This window comes from Stenotrophomonas lacuserhaii (assembly GCF_039674585.1).
In the GTDB taxonomy this organism is placed as follows: Bacteria; Pseudomonadota; Gammaproteobacteria; order Xanthomonadales; family Xanthomonadaceae; genus Stenotrophomonas; species Stenotrophomonas pennii_A.
In genome coordinates this window covers 39,758-63,565 of the sequence record NZ_JBDJNU010000005.1, presented here as the reverse complement: position 1 = coordinate 63,565, position 23,808 = coordinate 39,758, and the positions used below count along the sequence as shown (strand labels likewise).

Below are 23,808 nucleotides of genomic sequence, written 5' to 3'. Positions count from 1 at the left end.
GCAGGCAGCGCCGAGCCGTGCTCGGCGAGCGCAGCGGCAAGGGCAGAAGCGTGACGACCAACGGTCGTCACCCACCAAGGCGAAGAGCGGACGGCCAGCGGCCGTCACTACCGGGGCCAGGGCGTGACGACCAAGGTCCTCACCTACACACTGGGTCAGCGCAGGATGCCGGGCAGGTCCAGGCCCTTTTCCTTGGCGCAATCGATGGCGATCTCATAGCCGGCATCGGCATGCCGCATCACGCCGGTGGCCGGATCGTTCCACAGCACGCGGGCGATGCGCTTGGCGGCCGCTTCCGTACCGTCGCAGACGATCACCATGCCGGCATGCTGGGAGAAGCCCATGCCCACGCCGCCGCCATGATGCAGCGACACCCACGTCGCGCCGCTGGCGGTGTTCAACAACGCGTTGAGCAGCGGCCAGTCGGATACCGCATCGGAGCCGTCGGCCATCGCTTCGGTTTCCCGGTTCGGCGATGCCACGCTGCCGCTGTCCAGATGGTCGCGACCGATCACCACCGGCGCCTTCAGTTCACCGTTGGCCACCATCTCGTTGAACGCCAGGCCCAACCGGTCGCGGTCGCCCAGTCCCACCCAGCAGATGCGTGCGGGCAGGCCCTGGAACTTGATCTTCTCGGCCGCCATGTCCAGCCAGCGATGCAGGTGCGGGTTGTCCGGAATCAGTTCCTTCACCTTGGCATCGGTCTTGGCGATGTCTTCCGGATCACCACTCAGCGCGGCCCAGCGGAACGGGCCGATGCCGCGACAGAACAGCGGACGGATGTAGGCCGGCACGAAACCGGGGAAATCGAACGCATCTTCAACGCCTTCTTCCAGTGCCATCTGGCGCAGGTTGTTGCCGTAGTCCACGGTCGGCACGCCCAGCGCATGGAAGGCCAGCATCGCGCGGATATGGTTGGCCATCGATTCGCGCGCGGCCTTCTCCACTGTCTTCGGCGCGGACAGGCGCTTTTCGTCCCATTCCTCCACCGTCCAGCCCTGCGGCAGGTAGCCGTTGACCGGGTCATGCGCGGAGGTCTGGTCGGTCAGCAGGTCCGGCTTGATCCCGCGCACCAGCAGTTCGTCCAGCACGTCGGCGACATTGCCGAGCAGGCCGACCGACAGCGGCTTCTTCGCCGTGCAGGATTCCTCGATCAGCCGCAGCGCTTCATCCAGGTCGTCCGTCCAGGTGTCCAGGTAGCCGGTGCGCAGGCGCATTTCGATGCTGGTCCGGCGGCATTCCACCGCCAGGCACGAGGCACCGGCCATCACCGCAGCCAGCGGCTGCGCGCCGCCCATGCCACCCAGGCCGCCGGTGAACAGCCACTTGCCAGCCAAGCTGCCGTCATAGTGCTGGCGGCCCATCTCCACGAACGTTTCGTAGGTGCCCTGCACGATGCCCTGCGCGCCGATGTAGATCCAGCTGCCGGCGGTCATCTGGCCGTACATCGCCAGGCCCTTTTTATCCAGCTCGTTGAAGTGGTCCCAGTTGGCCCAGCGCGGCACCAGGTTGGAATTGGCGATCAGCACGCGAGGCGCATCGGCATGGGTGCGGAACACGCCCACCGGCTTGCCCGACTGGACCAGCAGGGTCTGGTCGTCCTCCAGCCGGGTCAGCGCGTCGACGATGCCATCAAAGCTTTCCCAGTCCCGCGCGGCGCGGCCGATGCCGCCGTAGACCACCAGTTCCTGCGGCCGTTCGGCCACGTCCGGGTGCAGGTTGTTCATCAGCATCCGCAGCGGTGCTTCGGTCAGCCAGCTCTTCGCGGTCAGCGTGCTGCCGGTCGGCGCGATGATGGTGCGGGACGGGTCGTTACGGGTCATGCGGCGCTCCGGTTGGATGCGAATTCAAGGCAGGCGGTGAGCACTTGCGCCAGTGTGTGGCGCAGTGGCGTGGCGTGGTCGTCATCCAGCGGGGTGGGCCAGCTGTGGGAATTCAGCGCTTCGGCGGCCGGTTCGGCCATGTAGCCGCGGCAGGCCAGTTCCATCTGCAGGCTGTGCACGCCGCCGGGGATGTCGCTGTAATGGCGGGTGATCCAGCCGCCCTTGAAGCGGCCGTTGCGCACGTGTGGCATCCCGCTGAGCCGGCACAGGTTGTCCACCACGTCGGACAGCGCGTTGTCGCAGGACGTATCGACCTCGCCGGTGGGGCCGGCGGTGCCCAGGTTGAACTGCGGCAGCTCGCCATCAAACAGGTGCGGGATGCGCGAGCGGATCGAATGCGCGTCATACACCACCACGGTGCCGTGGCGCGCGCGCAGGCGGGCGATCTGTGATGCCAACGCGTCGTGGTAGGGCGCGAAGTACATCTCACGGCGACGCACGATCTCCGCCTCGTCCGGTTCCTGCCCGGGGGGGTACAGCGGCTGGTTGTCGAAGGTGGTCAGCGGGCACAGGCCGGTGGTGTTCTGGCCGGGATACAGCGATACCCCGCTGGGGTCGCGGTTGAGGTCGATCACCGACCGCGAAACGGACGAGCGCACCGTGGTCGCGCCGAGCCCGCGCGCGAACGCGTACAGCTCATGCACCCACCAGTCGGCATCGCGCCGGGCCAGCCAAGGCGACACGAAACGTGCGGCCAGGTCGTCTGGCAGCCCGGTGCCGGTATGCGGGAAACTGATCAGCAGCGGCGCATCGCCTTCATGTACCTCCAGCCACGGCGGCTGCGTGCTCATGCCACCGGCTCCACGTTGGGCAGCACGTCGGCCAGCCCGGCGGCGAGCGCGCCACTGCGTACAAGGTCGGTGGCGGCCACCATGTCCGGGTGGAAGTAGCGGTCTTCTTCCAGCGTCGGCACCTGCGCGCGCAGCAGCACGCGGACCGCTTCCAGCGGGCCACTGGACTGCAGCGGCGCGTGGAAATCGCAGCCCTGCGCGGCGGCCAGCAGCTCGATGCCGACCACGTTGGCGGCGTTCTCGGCCATCTGCAGCAGGCGGCGCGCACCGTGCGCGGCCATCGACACATGGTCTTCCTGGTTGGCCGAAGTGGGGATTGAATCCACGCTGGCCGGGTAGGCGCGCTGCTTGTTTTCGGACACCAGCGCAGCGGCGGTGACCTGCGGAATCATGAAGCCGGAGTTCAAGCCCGGACGGGGGGTCAGGAAGGCCGGCAGGCCGGACAGCGCCGGGTCCACCAGCATCGCGGTGCGGCGTTCGCTGATCGAGCCGATCTCGCAGATCGCCATCGCCAGCATGTCCGCGGCGAAGGCCACCGGCTCGGCGTGGAAGTTGCCGCCGCTCAGCGCTTCGCCGGTATCGGTGAACACCAGCGGATTGTCGGACACGCCGTTGGCTTCGATTTCCAGCGTGGTGGCGGCTTGGCGGATGATGTCCAGCGCCGCGCCCATCACCTGCGGCTGGCAGCGCAGGCAGTACGGATCCTGCACGCGCACGTCGTTGTCGCGGTGCGATTCGCGGATCGCCGAGCCCTGCATCAGCGTGCGCAGCGCGGCGGCGGTGAGGATCTGCCCGCGCTGGCCGCGGATGCTGTGGATGCGCGGGTCGAACGGCGTGTCCGAGCCCTTGGCCGCTTCCACCGACAGCGCGCCGGTGACCAGGGCGGCCTGGAACACCACCTCGATCTCGAACAGGCCGGCCAGCGCGTAGGCGGTGGAGAACTGGGTGCCGTTGAGCAGTGCCAGGCCTTCCTTCGCACCCAGCTGCAGCGGCTGCAGGCCGGCACGCGCGAGTGCATTGGCGGCGGTCAGGCGCACGCCGTCAACGAAGGCTTCGCCAACGCCGATCATCACGCTGGCCAGATGGGACAGCGGCGCCAGGTCGCCGGAAGCGCCGACCGAGCCCTGCGCCGGAATCACCGGCACCACGTCGTGCTGCAGCAGCGCTTCCAGCAGCTGCAGCGTCTCCACGCGCACGCCCGACGCGCCTTGCGCCAGGCTGACCAGCTTCAGCGCCATCATCAGCCGCACCACCGGCAGCGGCATCGGTTCGCCCACGCCTGCGGCGTGTGACAGCACGATGTTCCGCTGCAACGTGGCCAGGTCTTCGGGTTCGATGCGCACGCTGGCCAGCTTGCCGAAGCCGGTATTGATGCCATACACCGGCGCGCCCCGGGCCACGATCGCGTCCACGGTGGCAGCACTGGCACGCACGGCGGGCAGGGCGGCGGCATCCAGCGCGATGCGCGCGCCGCGGTAGACCTGCCGCCACTGTGCCAGTGGCACATGGGCGGGGCGAAGCACCAGGGTGTCGGGTGTTCCATGCTGCATTGAAGCGTGCTCCATCAGAGGGGATCGAGCTGCCCGCGCACCACGCGCGCGTGCAGCGGGTTGAAGCCGATGCGATAGACCAGGTCGGCCGGGGCGTCGATGTCCCAGATCGCTAGGTCGGCGTCCATGCCCACGGCCAGCTGGCCGATGCGGCCGGCGCGGCCGAGCGCGCGCGCGGCGTTGCGGGTGAAGCCGGCGATGCATTCGTCCACAGTCAGCCGGAACAGCGTGGCGCCCATGTTCATCGCCAGCAGCGGACTGGTCAGCGGCGAGGTGCCAGGGTTGCTGTCGGTGGCCAGCGCCAGCGGCACGCCGGCCGCACGCAGCGCCGCGATCGGCGGCAGGGTGGTGTCACGGGTGAAGTAGAACGCGCCCGGCAGCAGTACGGCGACCGTGCCGGCGGCCGCCATCGCCGCGATGCCGGCCGCGTCCAGGTGCTCGATATGGTCGGCCGACAGCGCCCCGTGGCGCGCGGCCAGTTCAGCGCCGTGCTGGTTGCTCAGCTGTTCGGCGTGGATCTTCACCGCCAGCCCGTGCGCGCGTGCAGCGTCGAAGACCTGCGCCGCCTGCGCGGTGGAAAACGCGATGTTCTCGCAGAAGATATCGACCGCCTCGGCCAGCCCTTCGGCGGCCATGGCGGGAATCATCAGGTTGCAGACTTCATCGATGTACTCCGGGGCGTCCCGCCCCGGCGGCACCGCATGCGCCCCCAGGAAGGTCGGCACCACGTGCACGCTGCAGTCCACACCCAGCTGGCGTGCGACCTGCAGCTGCTTGCGCTCATCGTCCAGGGTCAGCCCGTAACCGGATTTGATCTCCAGCGTGGTGATGCCTTCGGCGCGCATCGCCAGCAGGCGAGGGCGGCTCTGGCGTGCCAGTTCTTCGTGGCTGGCCGCGCGGGTAGCGCGCACGGTGGAGACAATGCCACCGCCGGCGCGGGCGATGTCGGCATAGCTGACACCCTGCAGGCGCTGCTCGAATTCGTTGGCCCGGTTGCCGGCGTAAACCAGGTGGGTGTGGCAGTCGATCAGGCCGGGCGAGATCCATCGGCCTTCGCCGTCGATGCGCGTGGCCGGCTGCAGGTGCGCGCCACTGCCGGCCGCGCCGACATGCACGATGCGGCCATCCAGGCAGGCCAGTTCGGCATCGGCGATCACGCCCAGGCCGTCGCCCTGCAGGGTCATCAGGTGTACGTTGGTCCACAGGGTGTCGCAATGCATGGGCGGCGCTACACGGATGAGCTTATATGTCTATACAATATAGGCGTCCCTTTCCGGTTGTCCAGCCATGACGGATTCGTTGTCTCCCCCTGCCTTCCACGCTGACCGCGCATTGCTGCCGCAGGGCTGGGAGCGCGATGTCCGGCTGACCGTGGTGGATGGCTGCATCGGGGAGGTGCGCACCGGTGTTGCGGCCCAGGCTGGCGACCAGCGCGTGCAGATCCTGGTGCCGGGCGTGCCCAACCTGCACAGCCACGCCTTCCAGCGCGGCATGGCCGGATTGACCGAGATCGGTGGTGGCGACGGTGACAGCTTCTGGAGTTGGCGCGAGCTGATGTACCGCTTCCTGGCCAAGCTGGTGCCCGACGCGGTCCAAGCGATCGCCGCGCAGGCCTACATGGAGATGCTCGAATCCGGCTTCACCCGCGTCGGTGAGTTCCATTACCTGCACCACGATGCCGACGGCCAGCCGTATGCCGATCGCGCCGAAATGTCCGCACGCATCGCCGCCGCCGCCGCGCAGACCGGTATAGGCCTGACTCTGTTGCCGGTGTTCTACGCGCATGCCGATTTCGGCGGCGCCGCGCCCAACCCGGCCCAGCGCCGGCTGATCCACGACGTGGACGGCTTCGCGCGGCTGCTGGACGGTGCACGCACGGCCCTGCGTCCGCTGCCCGATGCGGTGCTCGGCATCGCCCCGCACAGCCTGCGCGCGGTGACCGGCGAGGAGCTGTCCGCGCTGCTGCCGCTGAACGATGGGCCGGTGCACATCCACATCGCCGAACAGCTGCGCGAAGTGGACGCCTGCGTGGCCTGGAGCGGCCTGCGCCCGGTGCGCTGGCTGTATGAAAACGTGGCGGTGGACGCGCGCTGGTGCCTGGTGCACGCCACCCATATCGACGACGACGAGCGCGCGCGCATCATCGCCAGCCAGGCCGTGGCCGGCCTCTGCCCGATCACCGAAGCCAACCTGGGCGATGGCCTGTTCCCGATGCAGGCCTTCGCCCGCGAGGGCGGCCGCTTCGGCATCGGGTCGGACTCCAACGTGCTGATCGATGCGGCCGAAGAGCTGCGCCTGCTGGAATACGGCCAGCGCCTGAGCCGGCGCGGGCGCAATGTCATCGCCCCGGATGCGCAGCGCAGCAGCGGTCGCTTCCTGTTCGATGGCGCGCAGCACGGCGGTGCGCAGGCGCTGGGCGTGACGGCTGGATTGCAGCCTGGCGCCAGTGCCGACCTGCTGGAACTGGACGCCGATCACCCGGCGATGATCGCCCGCGATGGCGATGCCTTGCTTGACAGCTGGGTGTTCGCCGCACGTAATGGCGCGCTGCGTTCGGTATGGCGCCGCGGCCGCCAGTGCGTTGCAGATGGCCGTCACCTGCAGCGCGACGCCATCACCGCCCGTTTTGCCCATGCCCTGCACGGCGTGCTGGGCTGATCCTCTTTCCAGATCGAGACCACAGTGAAGGCCAGCAAGTCCGCCACGCTCAACCAGCGCATCCGCAGCGAACTGGAAGGCCGCATCCTCAGTGGCGAATGGGCGCCGGGATTCCGCATCCCGTACGAACACGAGCTGATGGAGCAGTACGGCTGCTCGCGGATGACCGTGAACAAGGTGCTGACCGCGCTCGCTGAAAGCGGGATGATCGAACGCCGCCGGCGTGCCGGTTCGTTCGTGGCCCGGCAGTCACCGCACCTGGAACAGGTGGCGCTGGCGATACCGGACATCGCGATGCAGGTCACCGCGATGGGCCATCAGTACGCATACCGGCTGCTGCGCCGCGAACTGCGCACCGCGCGCGACGGTGATGACGGCGAACGGGAACTGGCCGGTGAGGGGACGCTGCTGGCGATGGACTGCCTGCACCTGGCCGATGACCGACCGCTGGCGCTGGAACACCGTCTGATCAGTCCGGCTGGCGTGCCCGAGGTACTGGAGGTGGATTTCGAGGTCACCGCGCCGGGCAGCTGGCTGCTGCAGAACGTGTCCTGGACGCGCGCCCAGCATCGCATCAGTGCGTGGGGGGCCGATACGGCCAGTGCCAGGCTGCTGGACGTCAAAGCAGGCACGGCGTGCCTGGTGATCGAGCGGCATACGTGGCGCGGGGACCAGGCGATCACCCGGGTACGGCAGATCTTCCTGGGCGATGCCTGGGATCTGGTGGCGCGGTTCGCGCCCGGGAATAATCGTTGATTGCTTGTTGACGGCCAGCGGCCGTCACTACCTCATGGTTGACGGCCAGCGGCCGTCACTACCGGGTTAGAGGGTGCACTGGCGCCAGCGCACGGGTTCGTCCATGCCCGGGCGCGCGTTGAGCTGGATGCGCACATTGCTCAGCGCCGGGTAGCGGGTCACCTGGTCGCAGATCAGCGGCCACACCTGGTCCAGTTCGCCGGTGCGGTTCACCGCCAGCGTCTGCCGGGTCTGCCAGATGCCGCTGTGCACGCCCGGCAGCTTGCTCAGGGCGCGCGAGATTTCCTGCTGGTAACGATCCAGCGTTTCGCTATCCGGGTCGAGGTCCGGCCCGGCCACCGGCGCCTGCGGGGTGGGCGGTGCTGGGTCAGCGACGGCGGCAGCTGCGGACGCGTTGGCCGCAGGCGCCTTGAGCACGGCCTGTGCCGGCCCGGGCGTCGGCACCGGGTCTGGCGCGGCCACGTGTACCGTCTGGTAGCCCATGCCCACCAGCAGGCCCAGGGTGCTGGAGGCAAAGGCGGCGATCACGATGCGCCGGATGGCCTCATGGCGGGCGGCATTGTTGACCCCGGATTCGATGTCACCGGGCAGGTAGGGCGACAGCAGCGGCCACAGCCGTCGGCCATCCAGCACTTCCACGGCCTGCTTTTCCGCAACGGCCTGGCCATCGCCATCCACCAGGCCTTCGGTGATCAGGATGCCGCCGCGGGCTCCGGCCAGGCGCGCCGCCGCGCCCAGTTCATTGATCGCCGCAGTGCCGATGCGGTAGGCCAGCCCGTGCTTGCAGGTCACCAGGAAGTGGCCGCTGGTGTCGGCCATCAGGAAGTCGCTGCGCGGCTCACGGGTGTCGTCCTCGTGCCGGCTCATCTCGGTCAGCCCACGCCGTTCGTGCAGGGCGCGCTTGACCAGTTCGGAGAAATCGCGCCAGTGCATGCCGGCCAGGGCCTGCAGGCCCAGCTGCATTTCCTTGCGACGCCGTTTGACCAGCCACAAGTAGCCGGTGGCAAGGAAGAAACAGGTGGCGGCCAACAGCAGGGCCAGTATCCAGGAGAACATGCAGGCAGCAACGCACAACGCAGGAAGGGGCGGACAGTGTACTGGGCCGCCGTGCTGATCGCGTCAGGGCAATCCCCACAAACAGGGCGCACGTCTCAAACTGCAGGCACGAAAAACCCGCCATTACCGATTCCGTGAGGGGAGGGACAAACGGGGCAATGACGGGCTGGTTGCAGTGTCGCCCACTGCCTGTTGCGTTGCAACAAAGCGGCGGGCAACACAGCGTTCCGGCAGGATCAGCTACCGGTCGGCGACTGATGGCTGCCCGGGGTCGGTTCCCCGCTGGCCGCGCTGGCCTGGCGGCTTTCCACGCGGTTCAGCCGCGTGGTCAGCGCATCGATGCGCGCATTGAGCGCGGTCACGTCCTCGGCATTGGGGACGTGCAGGCGCTTGAGCACGCCGTGCACGCGGTCTTCAAAGGCTTTTTCGACCTTGTCCCACGTGCCGGCGGCTTTCTCACGCGCCTGGCCCAATTGCTCTTCCACATTGTCGCGCCAGCCCGGGCCTTCTTCGCCGGACTTCTCGCGGCGGCGGTTCTCGAAGGCTTCGCCTTCCTTCACCAGTCCGTCGAAGAAGCGGCTGCCTTCTGCCTGCGCGCGACCCAGCGCGCCCAGGCCGGCCAGCCATACCTGCTGCGCCGACTCGCTGAGCTTGCGCGAAACGCGCTCTGCCTGGTCCTGGAAGGACGCCTTGTCCTGTCCGTCGTTGCGGGGGTCGTGCTCGTCATACTGGTTCATGGGGTCTCCTGCATGGGCGGATGCAGGGACCAGACTAGCGCTGCAAATGCGGGGGTGGCGTGATGGACGTCGGCAGCGCCGGCCGGCAGTTCAGCCGGCGGTTGGATCAGCCGAGCTTTTCCTTCAGCACGCGCTGGATCTCGCTTTCCACCATGCCCTTCATCGCCGACAGCAGGAAGCCGAGCTTGGCGGTGACGCGCACTGCGGTGGGCTGCAGTTCGATGGCACCGTCCACGCCGCTGCCGGAGAAATCCAGCACGTCGCCGCGCCAGGTGGACTGCAGGCCGAAACGATCGGCCAGTTTGGCGGCCACTTCCTCGATCGCCTGGCGCGCAGCCGGTGCGGTCAGGGCGTGGGCGTGGACGATATCGATGCTGGACATGCGGATTCCTTGGCGGGGTGGGGCGATGACAGGGCGAGCATTGTGCGCATCAGGCGCGCAAACGCCAAGCGAGGGTTCTTCTGCGATTGCCAGCCAACTGCTAGTCTGCGCCGCATGCCTAAACTGCTCGTGCACTACAGCCAACCCTCGCAACCCGACCAGCCGCTGGTGCCGGGCGTGCAGAAGATCGTGCGCCAGGCCAACGGCAGCATCCGCCTGGTGGAAGCCAGCCAGGGCAGCCTGCTGCTGGCCCAGCTCAGCCTGGACCAGCGCGGCCTGTGGCTGCAGGTGGCCGCCGGCGTGCGCGGGCTGCATGTCAACGGGCGCCCGGTGAAGCGCATGGCGCTGCTGCGCGCCGGTGATGCGGTGTACGTGGAAGGCGTGGAGCTGCTGATCCAGGGCGAAGTGGATACGCCGATGCTGCCGCCCTCGCCACAGGCGGCGGTGCAGTCCGACGAACCGCGCCTGCTGCGCGGCGTGGGCGGGCCCCACCACGGTCGCGGCTACCCGCTGCACGGACCGTTGCTGGTGGGCCGCAGCAGCGAAGCGGATATCGAGATTGACGAGCCGGCCTTCGCCGAACAGCACGCACGCATCGAAAGCCATGGCGAGCGGATCCTGCTGCGCGACCTGGGCACCGGCGAAGGCAGCCGGGTCAACGGCGTGGCCGTGCGCCACTGCTGGCTGCAGGGCGGTGACCAGGTGGTGTTCGACGGCCAGCACCGCTTCGTGCTGGAACTGCCGGACGACCCGCGCCAGCGCCCGCTGCCGACCGAAGAGTTCGTGTTCAACGACCTGGACGAAGCGGCCGAGCCGCAGGCCCCGCGCCGCGTGCGCCGCTGGCCCTGGCTGCTGGTCAGCGCATTGCTGCTGGCCGGCGTATTGAGCCTGCTGCTGTGGTTCGGCGCCCGCTGAGCGGGCGGTAGTGACGGCCGCTGGCCGTCAGATCCTGCCTTGGTGGGTGACGACCGTTGGCCGTCACGCTGTTGCTCCCTCACCGCTGCGCTCGCCGAGCACGGCTCGGCGCTACCACCCGACCCAGCACTGAAGCGCGCCCGGTAGTGACGGCCGCTGGCCGTCAGGTCCTGCCTTGGTAGGTGACGACCGTTGGTCGTCACGCTCTCCCCGATGGATACCAATGCAACCAAATTTCCCTTGAACGGCGCGGTCTAAAGCCTGATGCGCTGCGGCATACTAGGGGTCTTGCCCCACAGGTGTGACATGACCCGCGCGTACAACTTCAGTGCCGGCCCTGCAGCGTTGCCGGAAGTGGTCCTGCGCCAGGCGCAGGAAGAGATGCTGGACTGGCATGGCGCCGGGGCCTCCATCGTGGAAATGAGCCATCGCGGCCCGGAGTTCATGGCCGTGGCCGCCGCCGCAGAGGCCGACCTGCGCCAGTTGCTCAGCGTGCCCGACGACTACGCGGTGCTGTTCCTGCCTGGTGGTGCCACCACCCAGCAGGCGCTGATTCCGATGAACTTCGCCAGCCCCGGCCAGCGCACCGATTACGTGCTCACCGGCCACTGGGGAAAGACCGCGGTCAAGCAGGCCTCGCCGTATGTCAGCGCGCACATCGCCGCCAGCAGCGAAGCCAACGCCTTCCGTGACATCCCCGCGCGCGCCGACTGGCAGCTGTCGCCGGATGCCGCCTATGTGCACATCACCGCCAATGAAACCATCCATGGCGTGGAGTTCCGTGACATTCCCGATACCGGCGATGTCCCGCTGGTGGCCGATTTCAGTTCGTCCATCGCCAGCGAACCGCTGGATATCAGCCGTTTCGGCGTCATCTACGCCGGTGCGCAGAAGAACCTCGGCCCGGTCGGCATCGCCGTGGTGATCATCCGCCGCGACCTGCTCGAACGCACCGGCCAGCCGCGTGCGGACATCTTCAACTACGCCTCGCACGCCGCCCGCGACTCCATGCTCAACACCCCGCCCACCTGGAACTGGTACCTGGCCGGGCTGGTGTTCAAGTGGATGCTGGCCGAAGGCGGAGTGGTGGAATTCGCCCGCCGCAATGCCGCCAAGGCCGCGCTGGTGTATGCCGCCATCGACGCCTCAGGTGGCTTCTACCGCAACGAAGTGGCCGTCTCGGCGCGCTCGCGGATGAACATCCCGTTCTTCCTGCCCAACACTGATCTGGATGCGCGATTCGTCGCCGATGCCAAGGCCGCCGGCCTGCTGGCGCTGAAGGGCCACAAGGCGGTCGGCGGCATCCGTGCCTCGCTGTACAACGCCATTCCGGTGGCGGGCGCCGAAGCGCTCGTTGCCTTCATGGCGGACTTCCAGCAGCGTCACGGTTGAGTCGCTTCATTGTGTCTACCCCCGGCGCGCGTTGACCGCGCGCCCTGCACCAAGGAACACCGATGGCACGCAAACCTGCCAAGCCGGCCAGCTCCAAGGCCCTGGCTGCAACGCCGAAGACCGCCAAGCCGAAGGCCAAGGCCAACAAGCCGGCCAAGCCGGAAACCGCCACCAGCGCACCGCCGGTACTGGCCGATGTGCGCGGCAAGATCGACCAGATCGACCGTGACATCCAGTCGCTGATCGCCGAACGCGCGCGCTTCGCCCACCAGGTCGGCAAGGCCAAGGGCAAGCTGGCCGCCGCCGTGGATTACTACCGTCCCGAACGCGAAGCGCAGGTGCTGCGCATGGTGGTGGACCGCAACGAAGGCCCGCTCAGCGACGAACTGCTGGTGCATGTCTACCGCGAGATCATGTCCGCCTGCCTGGCCCAGCAGGAGCCGCTGAAGATCGGTTACCTCGGCCCGGAAGGCACCTTCAGCCAACAGGCCGTGCTCAAGCATTTCGGTCGTTCGGCACTGGGCCTGCCGATGGCCAGCATCGAAGAAGTGTTCCAGGAAGTGGAAGCGGGCAACGCCGATTTCGGCGTGGTGCCGGTGGAAAACTCGGGGCAGGGCACCATCCAGATCACCCTGGACATGTTCCTGACCTCCAACCTGAAGATCTGCGGCGAAGCCGAACTGCGCGTGCAGCAGTACATCATGTCGCGCAGCGGCCACCTGGAAGACATCGAGCGCATCTACGCGCACCCGCAGTCGTTCATGCAGACCTCCGCCTGGCTGCGCGCCAACCTGCCCAATGCCGAAAAGATCCCGGTGTCCAGCAATGCCGAAGGCGCGCGGCGCGCCCGCAATGCCGACGACGCGGCGGCGATCGGCGGCGAGAACGCCGGCCACGTGTACAACCTGAAAAAGGTGGTCACCAAGCCAATCCAGAACGATGCCGACAACACCACGCGCTTCCTGGTGATCGGCCGCAGCCTGTTCCCCAGCTCCGGTCACGACCGCACTTCGGTGCTGGTGCTGATCCATGACAAGCCCGGCGCGCTGTTCGATGTGCTCAGCCCGTTCGCGCGCCATGGCATCAGCATGAACCGCATCGAATCGCGGCCCTCGCACCACGGCAAGTGGGAATACGGCTTCTTCATCGACCTGTCCGGCCACATCGACGACGCGCCGATGCAGGCTGCGCTGGCCGAACTGGAAGGGCATGCGGCACAGATCAAGGTGCTCGGCTCCTATCCAGTGGCCGTGCCCTGAGTGAGTTCCGCGGGGGTGCCAACGCGCCCCCGCGCCCAGATCCCTCGCCGCACCGCGGCGCTGACGGAAGCAACAGACGATGAGCAACGCGCAACACTGGATCGCCCGCAAGGGCCGGCCCCTGCAGGGCAGCCTGGTCATCCCGGGCGACAAATCGGTTTCCCATCGCGCGGTGATGTTCGCCGCGCTGGCCGATGGCACCTCCACCATCGATGGCTTCCTGGAAGGCGAAGACACCCGTGCCACCGCGCGCATCTTCAGCCAGATGGGCGCGCGCATGGAAACCCCGTCGCCGTCGCGGCGCGTGGTGCACGGCGTGGGCATCGATGGCCTGCAGGCCCCGCAGGGCGAACTGGACTGCGGCAACGCCGGTACCGGCATGCGCCTGATTGCCGGCGTGCTGGCCGGGCAGGCGTTCGACAGCGTGCTGGTGGGTGACGAGTCACTGTCACGCCGCCCGATGCGCCGGGTCACCGGCCCGCTGGCCCAGATGGGCGCACGCATCGATACCCAGGCCGACGGCACCCCGCCGCTGCACGTGCACGGGGGCCAGCCGCTGAAGGGCATCGACTTCGCCTCGCCGGTGGCCAGCGCGCAGGTCAAATCCGCGGTGCTGCTGGCCGGGTTGTACGCCGAAGGCGAGACCTCCGTGGTCGAACCACATCCCACCCGTGACTACACCGAACGCATGCTCGCTGCCTTCGGGGTGGAGATCGACTACTCGCCCGGCAAGGCCCGCCTGCGCGGCGGCCAGCGCCTGCGTGCCACCGATATCGTGGTGCCGGCGGACTTCTCCTCGGCCGCGTTCTTCCTGGTGGCGGCCAGCATCATTCCCGGTTCCGAACTGCGCCTGCAGCAGGTCGGCCTGAACCCGCGACGCACCGGCCTGCTGCACGCACTGCGGCTGATGGGCGCGGACATCACCGAAGAGAATCCGGCCGAGCAGGGCGGTGAACCGGTGGCCGACCTGGTGGTGCGCCATGCCCCGTTGAAGGGCGCACGGATTCCCGAAGCGCTGGTGCCGGACATGATCGACGAGTTCCCGGCGTTGTTCGTGGCGGCCGCTGCGGCCGAAGGCCAGACCGTGGTGACCGGTGCGGCCGAGCTGCGGGTCAAGGAATCCGACCGCCTCGCCGCGATGGCCACCGGCCTGCGCACGCTGGGCGTGCAGGTGGACGAAACCGAAGACGGCGCCACCATCCACGGCGGCGCGGTGCTGGGCAGCGGCACGATTGAAAGCCACGGCGACCACCGCATCGCGATGGCGTTTGCCATTGCCGGCCAGCTGACCGATGGCGAAGTGCGGATCAATGACGTGGCGAACGTAGCGACCTCGTTCCCCGGGTTTGACAGCCTCGCCGGTGGCGCAGGCTTCGGCCTGACCGCCGCATAGACCCGGTAGTGACGGCCGCTGGCCGTCATGCCCGCCCGTGCCCTGGTGGGTGACGACCGTTGGTCGTAACGCTTCTGCTCTGCTACCGCTGCGCTCGCCGAGCATGGCTCGGCGCCACCAGGCGTCGGCTGGTCTTACGCATACAAAAAATGCCGACCCAACCGGGTCGGCATCTTCATTCGCACCCTCACCGCACTCAACGCCCGGTACGGAAATCCACCGGCACGTTGACCACGCTGGCAATCGCACGGCCGTTCTGTATCGCCGGCTCGAACTTCCAGTCACGCACGGTGGTCAGCACCGCACGATCCAGCTCGCGGTCGCGCTGGCCGGTACGCGAGACGATGCTCGCCTCGGTCACGCTGCCACTCGGAGCCACCTTCAGGCTGGCCACCACGCTGCCCTGCACGCCATTGCGCAGTGCGCTCGGCGGATACGACGGCTTGGCATTGCTGGTCAGCGGACGCGCCTCACGGTTACGCACGGCCGGGGCTGCCCGCTGCTGGGTAGGGGCCGGGGTGGCGCGCGGCGTGGTGGCCGGCGCATTGGCGACCGGTGTGCCGGTGGCCGGCAGCATCCGCTCGCCAATGGGCGCCGGGGCGACTTCGGTGTTGGACGTACGCAGCCACACCAGCGCCGCGCCGAACATCGCCACGATCAGCGCCATCCACAGTAACGGAGACGGGCGGCGGCGTTCGTGGGCAAGGTCAGCATCGGCCTGGTGACGCGGCGAGGCCGGCATTTCCGGAGCATGGGTCGCACTCATGTTGGATCTCCTGCACTGTCGTTTCCGACGACGCCCAGAGTCTTGCCGCTAACGCAGGCGCGGGTGTAAGCGTCGCGTCAATGCAGTGCACGGAGTTCAGGTTCGGGTGCGGGGACCGTTCAGCGATGCAGCGCGTGCGTAATCAACGGCCGGGCGTGAAATCAAACGGCACCTCGATGGTGCCCGGCACGGCCTGGCCATTGCTCATCGCCGGGGTGAATTTCCAGCGACGCACGGCCTCGGTGGCGGCACGGTCAAGATCACGCGAACCACTGCGCTGCACCAGCGCCACCCCATACGGGCGGCCGGTGGCATCCACTTCCACGCGCAGTACCACCGAACCGGACTCGCCACGGCGCAGTGCGGCAGGCGGGTAGCTCGGCGGCGGCGACTGTCCGGCGATCGGCATCGGGCGGTCGTTGGCCACCGGCCCGGCGGTGGTCGGTGCGGTCCCCGGGGCCGGCGTGCCTTCGGCCATCGGCGCGGGTGCCGGCGTGGTTTCCACCAGAGTCGGGGTTTCTTCCGGCGGCGGGGCGGGGCGCGCGTCGGGCATGTCGCTGGAACCGGCCGCGGCAGCCAGTGGCTCGGGCAACGGCTCGACCTCGGCCACTTCCTGCGGTGTCTTCGCGGCCGGTTCGGCCTGGAAGAAGCCCTTGTCGCGGCTGCTCAGCCACACCACCACGAACAGCAGCAGCCCCACCGCGAACGCGATGCCGGCGATCTTGAAGGCGTTGCGGGGAATCTGCAGGGTGATGGACTTGCCGGATGAGGTGCGGGTAGCAGGCATGACGCAAACCAATACGGGACCGGGCGATTCTGGCACAGCCGCGATGAACGGTCCGGCAGAAATCCGCATAACAGGCGATAATCCGGTTCCTGAACCACAACCACCGACCGCCGCCATGCTCGATCCAGCCCTGCTCCGCAACCAGCCCGCCGACCTTGCCGAACGCCTGCGCTCCAGTCGCGGCTTCGAGCTGGACGTGTCCGCGCTGGAGTCGCTGGAAGCAGACCGCAAGCGCATCCAGGTGCGCACCCAGGAACTGCAGAGCCTGCGCAACAGCCGCTCCAAGGCCATCGGCCAGGCCAAGGCCAAGGGCGAAGACGTGGCTGCGATCATGGCCGAAGTGGCGGCGTTCGCCGACGAACTGAAGGCATCGGAAGTCACCCTGGACGAACTGCGCGAGAAGATCGACGCGATCGCGATGATGATCCCGAACCTGCCGGCCGACGACGTGCCGGCCGGTGCTGACGAAAGTGAAAACGTGGAGCAGTCGCGCTGGGGCACCCCGCGCCAGTTCGATTTCAAGGTGCTGGACCACGTAGAGCTGGGCGCGCGCAACAAATGGCTGGACGGCGAAACCGCGGCCAAGCTGTCTGGTTCGCGCTTCACCGTGCTGCGCGGCCCGATCGCACGCCTGCACCGCGCCCTGGCCCAGTTCATGCTCGACCTGCACAGCGGCGAGCACGAGTACCAGGAAACCAACGTACCGGTGATCGTCAACGCCGACAGCCTGTATGGCACCGGCCAGCTGCCGAAGTTCGAAGAGGACATGTTCATCACCCACCTGGGTGAGCAGAAGCGTTACCTGATTTCGACCTCGGAAATCTCGCTGACCAACATCGTGCGCGATGAGATCGTCGACGCCGAGCGCCTGCCGCTGCGCATGACCGCCCACTCGCTGTGCTTCCGTTCCGAAGCCGGCAGCGGCGGCCGCGACGTGCGCGGCATGATCCGCCAGCACCAGTTCGAAAAAGTGGAGCTGGTCACCGCCTGCCGCCCGGAAGACAGCGATGCCGAACACCAGCGCATGACCCGCTGCGCCGAAGTGGTGCTGGAAAAGCTGGGCCTGCCGTACCGCAAGGTGCTGCTGTGCACCGGCGACATGGGATTCTCCGCAGTGAAGACCTACGACCTGGAAGTCTGGCTGCCCTCGCAGGAGACCTACCGCGAAATCAGCTCGTGTTCCAACACCGGTGACTTCCAGGCCCGCCGCATGCAGGCCCGCTGGCGCAACCCCACCACCGGCAAGCCCGAGCTGCTGCACACGCTCAACGGCTCTGGCGTAGCGGTGGGTCGCGCGATGATCGCGGTGATGGAGAACTACCAGAACGAAGACGGCAGCATCACCGTCCCGGACGTCCTGCGCCCGTACATGGGCGGCATGGAAACCATCGGCTGAGAGCGGTAGTGACGGCCGCCGGCCGTCAGCTCCTGCCTTGGTAGTGACGGCCGCTGGCGGTCAGTTCCTGCCTTGGTGGGTGACGACTGTCAGTCGTCACGCTTGCGCTCCAACCGCTTCGCTCGCCGAGCATGGCTCGGCGCTACCGCCCATCGCGCGCACCCAAAAAAACGGCCCCGCAAAAGCAGGGCCGCCGGGTCGGGCTGGAATGGGGGAGGGGATCTTCCAGCCCACGGCTACCGGCCGACGACGAGCCCGCCAGCAACCGTCTTGAACGCTTTACTCAGGCCTCAGCGAATTCCGCTTCCGGCAGGCTCGCCAGCGCGGACGCAATCGCCTCTTCGCGGTGCTTCGGCGAATACGCGATGCCCTCGGCACGCACGAACTCCACCTCGGTGATGCCCATGAAAGCGAACATCTGGCGCAGGTAGGGCTCCTGGAAGTCCGCCGGCGAATCGACATAGATGCCGCCGCGGCTGCTGGCGATGATCACCCGCTTGCCACCGGCCAGGCCCACCGGGCCCGCTTCGGTGTACTTGAAGGTCTTGCCGGCCACGGCCACGCGGTCGATCCAGGCCTTCAGCGTGGACGGGATGCTGAAGTTGTACATCGGCGCACCGATGACCACGACATCCGCCGCCAGGAACTGCGCCATGACGTTTTCAGCATCCGCGACCTCTGCCGCGTCCGCGCCGGCCAGTGAGCTGCCGCGCAGGTGGGGGATCGGATTGGCATCCAGATCGCGATAGGACACGTCGAGGGATTCGACCGAATCCTTGAAACGGGCGACCACGGCCGCCGACAGCTGGCGGGAGACCGAGTTGTCGCCGAGCGCGCTGGCGTCGATGTGAAGAAGCTTCATGGCAGTCACCTGAGGTTTGTGGGGTGGGCAGCCGTGCTGCCGACGGAGCAAACGATAGGTTGTTGCCAATCTGGGATAAAGATGGTTGAATGCCACGTATTGTTCTAGATATGGAACTGCAGCATGCAAGACCTCAACGATCTCTACTACTTCGCCATGGTCGTGGACCATGGTGGTTTTGCCGCAGCCGAACGCGCGCTGGGCATCCCCAAGTCCCGCCTGAGCCGCCGCATCAGCCAGCTGGAGACGGATCTGGGCGTCCGCCTGCTGCAGCGCTCCACGCGCCGTTTCGCAGTTACCGACGTGGGAACCAGCGTACACCGACACGCGCAGACCATGCTGGCCGAAGCCCAGGCCGCGCGCGAAGTGGTAGACCGCCTGAGCGCCGAGCCGCGCGGCCTGGTGCGTGCCAGCGTGCCGGTATCGCTAGCGCAGATGCAGCTGCCCAAACTGCTGCCGAAGTTCCTGGAGCAGTACCCCAAGGTGCGGCTGCAGTTGAACATCAGCAACCGCCGCGTGGACATCATCAACGAAGGCTACGACGTCGCCCTGCGCGTGCGTTCGCGGCTGGATGACGATGGCAGCCTGGTGATGCGCAGCTTCGGCCAGGTGCAGGAACTGCTGGTGGCCAGCCCGAAATACCTGGACCGCGCCGGCCGCCCCAAGGACCCGGACGAACTGACCAACCATGTCACCCTGAGCATCAGCGAAGACGAAGCTCGCCAGCGCTGGGAACTGCACGGCCCGGAAGGCGCGGTACGCCGCGTGGACCTGCAGCCGCGCGTGGCCGGCTTCGATTTCCCGCTGCTGCAGAGCATGGTCAAGGACGGTTTCGGCATCACGATGCTGCCGGAAACCGTCTGCGCCGACGCCGTACGCAAGGGCGAACTGGAAGTGGTGCTGCCGGACTGGTCGCTGCCACAGGGCATCTGCCACGCCGTGTTCGCCTCGCGCCGCGGCCTGCTGCCGGCGGTGCGCGTGTTCATCGACTTCCTGGCCGAGCACCTGCCGCCGCAGCTGGAGGCCTCGCGCCTGGATTGCGGTGGCGCCTGCGAACGGGCCAAGGAGAAGATCAAGGCGACAGCCCTGGGCGCGCTGGCCGTAGACGCAGGCTGACCCGACAGGCTGACCCCTGGTAGCGCCGAGCCACGCTCGGCGTAAAGCCTCAGCGCCCGGGCTACTGGCGCGCGCCGGACCATGGGCAAACGCCCCCGACGCATGCGAGAATACGCCTCCCCGGACAGCCTCCGGGACTGCAGCACATCGGAGAGATGGCCGAGCGGTTTAAGGCACCGGTCTTGAAAACCGGCGAAGGGTCAAACCTTCCGTGGGTTCGAATCCCACTCTCTCCGCCAGATACACAAGACGCCCCGGAAAGGGGCGTTTTGCGTATCTGGCGGAGAGAGTGGGGTGGCAGAAGCTGCGCGGGTTCGACGGATTCGCCTGGAGCGAATCCGGACAGCCGAATGGCTGGCCCTGGAGCGCGCAGCGCGGAAGGGTTGGGTGCATGGATGCACCCAACAATCCCACTCGGGCTATCCGAACTACATGAAGCTCCGAAAGGGGCGTTTTACTTATCTGGCGGAGAGAGTGGGGTGGCAGAAGCTCCGCGGGTTCGACGGATTCGCCGGGAGTGAATCCGGACAGCCGAATGGCTGGCCCTGGAGCGCGCAGCACTCGGTCTGTCCGAAGTTCATGAATCCCCGAAAGGGGCGTTCTGCGCACCTGGCGGAGAGAGGTGGGTGCCGAAGCGAGGCGGGTTCGACGGACTCGCCAGGAGCGATCCGGACAGCCGAATGGCTGGACCTAGAGCGAGACAGAGCGTCGCATGGATGCATGCAGCGATTCTAGTGGAGGGATCAGCTGGAGAAGCCACAGCCGCATCAGCCGAGGTCATTGCGGCCTGACAGCTTAAGTAAGTAGCTAAGCGTGGTAGCCCCGGCCCGCAGACCAGTGTCGCCGAAGGCTTGCATTCGGGGGTGAAGTGATGCCAGTCTGGATTCGGCCCTCTGCCTCTCCGATGTGCGGAGTGCCATAAGGAAGATCAGGTTGTGATGGATCAACAGGGGGCTTCAAGTGCTGACTTTTAAGACGCAGTTCCCGCTTCGCAAGGAAGTGGGTATGGTCGATTTTATGGATTGCTGTAAGGAGTGGATTGGCGGAAGCCCTTACTCTCTACTTGTCGAAAATCTGCACAGTGAAAATATCGATGGCGTTTACGAAGTCGAAGGTGAAAGGGCTGAGTTTCTCTCATCCGCCTCTGCTGGTGACGAAGTGGGTGGCGTGAAATATGAGAAGGTCGACAACGACGGGGTTCATTGGACTACCGAAGTAGTAGGTTGTAAGTCGTCTGATGGCAATTTGTTCGTTGCGGTTCAGTTGAGTGTAGATGCTGAAATTCCGGTGGAGAAGCTCGGTAAAGGACGCCGACCTTACATCATCAAGCTCTTAATGCAGAAGTTCGGAGGGGGGTTTGATGGCTTGCTCCAAGTCGACGATGCGCCACTCTTTCTGAAAGAGGATCAGCAGGATCTCGCTGCAGACATCATATGTGCGCGCACAGAGAGTGTCATGCCGGTCGTATATGTAAGCCGTCACAGTGATGGTGGCCTTTCAGTCGATCCCGCCCAGCTGGCTCAATGGGTCTCTGCGATGGCGCATGTTGTGGTTGAGCCATCTCGAACCTTCTCTGCCGAGCTGTCCCGCGAAGTATTTTCGGAGAATCCTTACGGTGGCGCAGTCGCGATCTACTGGCCTGATGGCGTCGGACGTTGGCTCTATCTTCCGGACAGGTGGGGAGAGCCAGGCGCGCTTCAGGGAGCCATCGCGCGCAAGATCAGGGGCTCTTTACTTTTCCACCGTGCGCGAAGGGAGTGTACCTGGAATTATCTGCAGGAGCTTGTCTCACGCGATAGATTTGAGCGAATCCGCAGTTCCGGATCTGGCGGTGTTGAAGACTACGTTGCGCATTTTGACAGGGAGATGGCGGAGCGCCGCGAGGAGGTTCGGCGTCTCGAGGCTGAGCTCAATCGAATTAAGTTCTCAAAGTGGAATGTTGAATCGAGTTCGGAGCAAGGTCTCTTTACTATCGAGCTGGCCTCGCCTGAGCGTGATCTCTATCAAGGGGAGCAACTGAGCGCGGTATTGGATGCCATCGAACGCGCAGCAGAATCGGCAGAGGTAAATTCACGCAAGCGGCACGTGCTTGAGTCCATCTTTGGCGCCAATCAGCGTGAAGGCGAGCGTGAGATGATATTGCCAAGGCTGAAAGAGATTCTCAATCAGTACGAATCAATGTCGGGCCCCGTAAGAAAAGAGCTGGAGGACTTAGGGTTTGAGGTTAGTCAGGATGGCAAGCACTGTAAATTGACCTTCAGGGGCGATGATCGGTTTCCCTTCATTCTTTCCAAAAGTAGTAGTGACTGGCGGGCCGGAAAGAATGCTTTCACAGATATTCGAAAAAAGGTTTTCTGAGTATTTTGTGCGCCTGCGGCTCCGGGCGCACTGTCAAATTAACCTGGGGAAGGACTGAACAAATCTGCGCGAAATCCGGCGGTGGTGCCGGCCGCTGTCCTGCAAGCTTGATGTCCATCACACAACGTAGGAGGACCCATCATGCAGCTGACGTTCTGTGATGCCGAATTCGCGGACACCCTCCGCGTTGAATGGTGGGCGGGTTGTAGAGTCCGGTGCTGATGTTATCCTTCATCTCCGTCAACTGTGAGACGTACTGGGCGGGAATTAGCCCGCCAAGCTCTCGTTTGGATCGTTCTTCGCTGTAGTCGCGCCGCCTGCGTTCGATGCTGGTGCGGGCATGACGTAGTGTTGGAAACCAGCGCTCGTCGAGGCATTCGTCGCGCAGGCGTCAGTTGAAATATTCGACCTAGGGATGGTCTGAGCAGATCACTCGCAATGCTGGATTCATGAGGCGCGCGCGTGCCGCGACCACCTGCTGCGGTTTATTAGTATGAAAACAGGGTTTTGAAGGCGCCGTTGGGCGCCTTCAGACGGATTTATTCCTGGGCCGGCACGAACTGCCGGCGGGTCATCCATAGGTTGGACAACGCAAACAGCGTCAGCACCAGCGCGCTGTTCTTGGCCAGCCCGCGATAGCGCACCTTGGTGTAGCCAAACTGACGCTTGATCACCCGGAAGGGGTGCTCCACCTTCGCGCGCATGCTGGCTTTGCAGCTCTCCCAGCGCTCGTGCTGCCGGCGGTCCCGCGCGCTCTTGATCGCCTTCACTTTGCCTCGCTTCCTGGCGATCAAGAACGCCGCCTTGGCGTCCTGTAGCTCTGGGCGCGCATCCGCTCCGGTAAAGCCACTGTCGCCCAGCACGCAGTCCTCCTTGCCGTGCAAAAGTTCGTGCGTGACTGTGACATCGCCTACATTGGCAGCGGTGCATGTCACAGGGTGCACAAGGCCCGAAAACTCATCCACACCGATGTGCGCCTTCATGTCGAAGTACCACTGATTGCCCTTCCTGGTCTGGTGCATTTCCGGATCACGCGCCTTGTCGGCGTTCTTGGTAGAACTGGGCGCGTGGATGATCGTGGCATCCACGATCGTGCCCGCACGCAGGCTCAGGCCCTGATGCTGCAGGTGGGCATTGACCGCTTCCAGCATCTTCGCGCCCAGGCCATGCGTCTCCAGCAACCGGCGGAAATTGAGGATCGAGGTCTCGTCAGGAATGCGCTCCAGGCTGTTGATGCCGGCAAATCGGCGCATCACCGCCGTGTCATACAGCGCTTCTCCCATCGACGGGTCGCTCAGGGCGTACCACTGCTGCAGGAAGTGGATGCGTAGCATGGTTGCCAGCGGATACGGCTGACGGCCGCGGCGGCCTGTCAGCGGGTAATGCGGCTCGATCAGTGCCAGCAGTCGCTTCCAGGGAACCACCTGATCCATCTCGTTGAGGAACAGCTCGCGGCGCGTTTTCTTGCGCTGGCCCAGGCCTTCGGCATCACCGAATGTCAGCTGCATGGAGGGTCCTTCAACGTGGTCTGATGGACCTCAGGCTTGCCGGCCAGCGGCCGGCACTACCGTCGGATTTCGCGCAGATTTGTTCAGACCACCCTTAGCGACGCCATGACTGCTGAGCGTGACCGGCCGCTCGGCGCCCAATGCTATGAGTCTCATAGGCCGCACAGGCTGTCGGTCCAAGTTGTGAAGTCAGCTTTACAAGTGCTAAGGCATGTAATGGGCGTATGTAATCATCCGAGTGTA

The 23,808-nt window shown here is 66.1% G+C and carries 20 protein-coding genes, 1 tRNA gene and 1 pseudogene; 10 read left to right on the top strand and 12 right to left on the bottom strand.

The window, feature by feature from the left end; genetic code table 11:
• Positions 1-155: 155 nt before the first annotated feature.
• Genes hutU through hutI form a run of 4 tightly spaced genes read right to left on the bottom strand, consistent with a single transcriptional unit; the run spans position 156 to position 5,444 of the window.
• Entirely contained in the window at positions 156-1,823 is a 1,668-nt protein-coding gene (hutU, locus tag ABE522_RS03385) for a urocanate hydratase (RefSeq protein ID WP_346590488.1), read from the bottom strand.
• On the bottom strand, positions 1,820-2,674 hold the full coding sequence (gene hutG / locus ABE522_RS03380) for an N-formylglutamate deformylase (protein WP_346590487.1): 855 nt from the start codon (positions 2,672-2,674) through the stop codon (positions 1,820-1,822). Before hutG ends, hutU begins: the two co-directional genes overlap by 4 nt.
• A complete protein-coding gene (hutH, locus tag ABE522_RS03375) occupies positions 2,671-4,224 on the bottom strand; it encodes a histidine ammonia-lyase (RefSeq protein WP_346590486.1) in 1,554 nt (517 codons plus the stop codon). The genes hutG and hutH overlap by 4 nt, the downstream gene beginning before the upstream one ends.
• 14 nt (positions 4,225-4,238) lie before the next feature.
• Entirely contained in the window at positions 4,239-5,444 is a 1,206-nt protein-coding gene (gene hutI / locus ABE522_RS03370) for an imidazolonepropionase (RefSeq protein WP_346590485.1), read from the bottom strand.
• Between the two features lie 67 nt (positions 5,445-5,511).
• Between hutI and ABE522_RS03365 the strand changes: the two genes are divergently transcribed.
• On the top strand, positions 5,512-6,882 hold the full coding sequence (locus ABE522_RS03365; RefSeq protein WP_346590484.1) for a formimidoylglutamate deiminase: 1,371 nt from the start codon (positions 5,512-5,514) through the stop codon (positions 6,880-6,882).
• 24 nt (positions 6,883-6,906) lie between these two features.
• Positions 6,907-7,638 (top strand): histidine utilization repressor, encoded by a 732-nt coding sequence (gene hutC, locus ABE522_RS03360; protein ID WP_346590483.1) that lies wholly within the window; start codon positions 6,907-6,909, stop codon positions 7,636-7,638.
• A gap of 66 nt (positions 7,639-7,704) precedes the next feature.
• On the opposite strand, the gene ABE522_RS03355 is transcribed toward hutC, so the two are convergent.
• The 3 genes from ABE522_RS03355 to ABE522_RS03345 all read right to left on the bottom strand — a co-directional run bounded on the left by ABE522_RS03355 (position 7,705) and on the right by ABE522_RS03345 (position 9,813).
• Entirely contained in the window at positions 7,705-8,694 is a 990-nt protein-coding gene (locus ABE522_RS03355) for a restriction endonuclease (RefSeq protein ID WP_346590482.1), read from the bottom strand.
• 236 nt (positions 8,695-8,930) lie between these two features.
• Positions 8,931-9,431, bottom strand: coding sequence for a phasin family protein (locus ABE522_RS03350; RefSeq protein WP_346590481.1), 501 nt, complete (start codon positions 9,429-9,431; stop codon positions 8,931-8,933).
• A 106-nt stretch (positions 9,432-9,537) separates the two neighbouring features.
• Entirely contained in the window at positions 9,538-9,813 is a 276-nt protein-coding gene (locus tag ABE522_RS03345; protein ID WP_346590480.1) for a polyhydroxyalkanoic acid system family protein, read from the bottom strand.
• 114 nt (positions 9,814-9,927) lie between these two features.
• Here ABE522_RS03345 and ABE522_RS03340 point away from each other — a divergent pair, with 114 nt between their 5' ends.
• The 4 genes from ABE522_RS03340 to aroA all read left to right on the top strand — a co-directional run bounded on the left by ABE522_RS03340 (position 9,928) and on the right by aroA (position 14,772).
• On the top strand, positions 9,928-10,728 hold the full coding sequence (locus ABE522_RS03340) for an FHA domain-containing protein (protein WP_346590479.1): 801 nt from the start codon (positions 9,928-9,930) through the stop codon (positions 10,726-10,728).
• 306 nt (positions 10,729-11,034) lie between these two features.
• Entirely contained in the window at positions 11,035-12,120 is a 1,086-nt protein-coding gene (serC, locus tag ABE522_RS03335) for a 3-phosphoserine/phosphohydroxythreonine transaminase (protein ID WP_346590478.1), read from the top strand.
• A 62-nt stretch (positions 12,121-12,182) separates the two neighbouring features.
• Positions 12,183-13,379 (top strand): prephenate dehydratase, encoded by a 1,197-nt coding sequence (gene pheA / locus ABE522_RS03330; protein ID WP_346590477.1) that lies wholly within the window; start codon positions 12,183-12,185, stop codon positions 13,377-13,379.
• 79 nt (positions 13,380-13,458) lie between these two features.
• Positions 13,459-14,772 carry a 3-phosphoshikimate 1-carboxyvinyltransferase gene (gene aroA, locus ABE522_RS03325; RefSeq protein WP_346590476.1) on the top strand — a complete coding sequence of 438 codons (1,314 nt, stop codon included), beginning with the start codon at positions 13,459-13,461 and terminating at the stop codon, positions 14,770-14,772.
• A gap of 196 nt (positions 14,773-14,968) precedes the next feature.
• On the opposite strand, the gene ABE522_RS03320 is transcribed toward aroA, so the two are convergent.
• Both ABE522_RS03320 and ABE522_RS03315 read right to left on the bottom strand, forming a co-directional pair.
• On the bottom strand, positions 14,969-15,538 hold the full coding sequence (locus ABE522_RS03320; protein WP_346590475.1) for an energy transducer TonB: 570 nt from the start codon (positions 15,536-15,538) through the stop codon (positions 14,969-14,971).
• Between the two features lie 142 nt (positions 15,539-15,680).
• Positions 15,681-16,325 carry an energy transducer TonB gene (locus ABE522_RS03315; protein ID WP_346590474.1) on the bottom strand — a complete coding sequence of 215 codons (645 nt, stop codon included), beginning with the start codon at positions 16,323-16,325 and terminating at the stop codon, positions 15,681-15,683.
• Positions 16,326-16,440: 115 nt separating this feature from the next.
• Here ABE522_RS03315 and serS point away from each other — a divergent pair, with 115 nt between their 5' ends.
• Entirely contained in the window at positions 16,441-17,721 is a 1,281-nt protein-coding gene (serS, locus tag ABE522_RS03310) for a serine--tRNA ligase (protein ID WP_346590473.1), read from the top strand.
• A gap of 283 nt (positions 17,722-18,004) precedes the next feature.
• Here the strand turns inward: serS and ABE522_RS03305 are convergent, their stop codons facing one another.
• Positions 18,005-18,583 carry an FMN-dependent NADH-azoreductase gene (locus ABE522_RS03305; RefSeq protein WP_191768137.1) on the bottom strand — a complete coding sequence of 193 codons (579 nt, stop codon included), beginning with the start codon at positions 18,581-18,583 and terminating at the stop codon, positions 18,005-18,007.
• A gap of 123 nt (positions 18,584-18,706) precedes the next feature.
• Between ABE522_RS03305 and ABE522_RS03300 the strand changes: the two genes are divergently transcribed.
• From ABE522_RS03300 to ABE522_RS03290, 3 genes are all read left to right on the top strand, one after another.
• Complete coding sequence (locus tag ABE522_RS03300; protein ID WP_042612553.1) at positions 18,707-19,699, top strand: LysR substrate-binding domain-containing protein; 993 nt, start codon at positions 18,707-18,709, stop codon at positions 19,697-19,699.
• Positions 19,700-19,848: 149 nt separating this feature from the next.
• Positions 19,849-19,938 (top strand) — tRNA-Ser (locus tag ABE522_RS03295).
• 766 nt (positions 19,939-20,704) lie between these two features.
• Positions 20,705-22,057: a hypothetical protein gene (locus tag ABE522_RS03290; RefSeq protein WP_346590472.1), complete on the top strand. Its 1,353-nt coding sequence runs from the start codon at positions 20,705-20,707 to the stop codon at positions 22,055-22,057.
• Between the two features lie 208 nt (positions 22,058-22,265).
• Here ABE522_RS03290 and ABE522_RS03285 read toward each other — a convergent pair.
• Positions 22,266-22,448, bottom strand: a pseudogene (locus tag ABE522_RS03285) (integrase core domain-containing protein); the annotation flags it as partial.
• A 148-nt stretch (positions 22,449-22,596) separates the two neighbouring features.
• A complete protein-coding gene (locus ABE522_RS03280) occupies positions 22,597-23,565 on the bottom strand; it encodes an IS5 family transposase (protein WP_346590471.1) in 969 nt (322 codons plus the stop codon).
• Positions 23,566-23,808: the final 243 nt, after the last annotated feature.

Bases quoted from the DNA above. Each gene is read 5' to 3' on its own strand.
- hutU (WP_346590488.1), bottom strand. From the start codon at position 1,823: ATGACCCGTAACGACCCGTCCCGCACCATCATCGCGCCGACCGGCAGC.
- hutG (WP_346590487.1), bottom strand. From the start codon at position 2,674: ATGAGCACGCAGCCGCCGTGGCTGGAGGTACATGAAGGCGATGCGCCG.
- hutH (WP_346590486.1), bottom strand. From the start codon at position 4,224: ATGCAGCATGGAACACCCGACACCCTGGTGCTTCGCCCCGCCCATGTG.
- hutI (WP_346590485.1), bottom strand. From the start codon at position 5,444: ATGCATTGCGACACCCTGTGGACCAACGTACACCTGATGACCCTGCAG.
- ABE522_RS03365 (WP_346590484.1), top strand. From the start codon at position 5,512: ATGACGGATTCGTTGTCTCCCCCTGCCTTCCACGCTGACCGCGCATTG.
- ABE522_RS03355 (WP_346590482.1), bottom strand. From the start codon at position 8,694: ATGTTCTCCTGGATACTGGCCCTGCTGTTGGCCGCCACCTGTTTCTTC.
- ABE522_RS03350 (WP_346590481.1), bottom strand. From the start codon at position 9,431: ATGAACCAGTATGACGAGCACGACCCCCGCAACGACGGACAGGACAAG.
- ABE522_RS03345 (WP_346590480.1), bottom strand. From the start codon at position 9,813: ATGTCCAGCATCGATATCGTCCACGCCCACGCCCTGACCGCACCGGCT.
- ABE522_RS03340 (WP_346590479.1), top strand. From the start codon at position 9,928: ATGCCTAAACTGCTCGTGCACTACAGCCAACCCTCGCAACCCGACCAG.
- serC (WP_346590478.1), top strand. From the start codon at position 11,035: ATGACCCGCGCGTACAACTTCAGTGCCGGCCCTGCAGCGTTGCCGGAA.
- pheA (WP_346590477.1), top strand. From the start codon at position 12,183: ATGGCACGCAAACCTGCCAAGCCGGCCAGCTCCAAGGCCCTGGCTGCA.
- aroA (WP_346590476.1), top strand. From the start codon at position 13,459: ATGAGCAACGCGCAACACTGGATCGCCCGCAAGGGCCGGCCCCTGCAG.
- ABE522_RS03320 (WP_346590475.1), bottom strand. From the start codon at position 15,538: ATGAGTGCGACCCATGCTCCGGAAATGCCGGCCTCGCCGCGTCACCAG.
- ABE522_RS03315 (WP_346590474.1), bottom strand. From the start codon at position 16,325: ATGCCTGCTACCCGCACCTCATCCGGCAAGTCCATCACCCTGCAGATT.
- serS (WP_346590473.1), top strand. From the start codon at position 16,441: ATGCTCGATCCAGCCCTGCTCCGCAACCAGCCCGCCGACCTTGCCGAA.
- ABE522_RS03305 (WP_191768137.1), bottom strand. From the start codon at position 18,583: ATGAAGCTTCTTCACATCGACGCCAGCGCGCTCGGCGACAACTCGGTC.
- ABE522_RS03300 (WP_042612553.1), top strand. From the start codon at position 18,707: ATGCAAGACCTCAACGATCTCTACTACTTCGCCATGGTCGTGGACCAT.
- ABE522_RS03290 (WP_346590472.1), top strand. From the start codon at position 20,705: ATGGTCGATTTTATGGATTGCTGTAAGGAGTGGATTGGCGGAAGCCCT.
- ABE522_RS03280 (WP_346590471.1), bottom strand. From the start codon at position 23,565: ATGCAGCTGACATTCGGTGATGCCGAAGGCCTGGGCCAGCGCAAGAAA.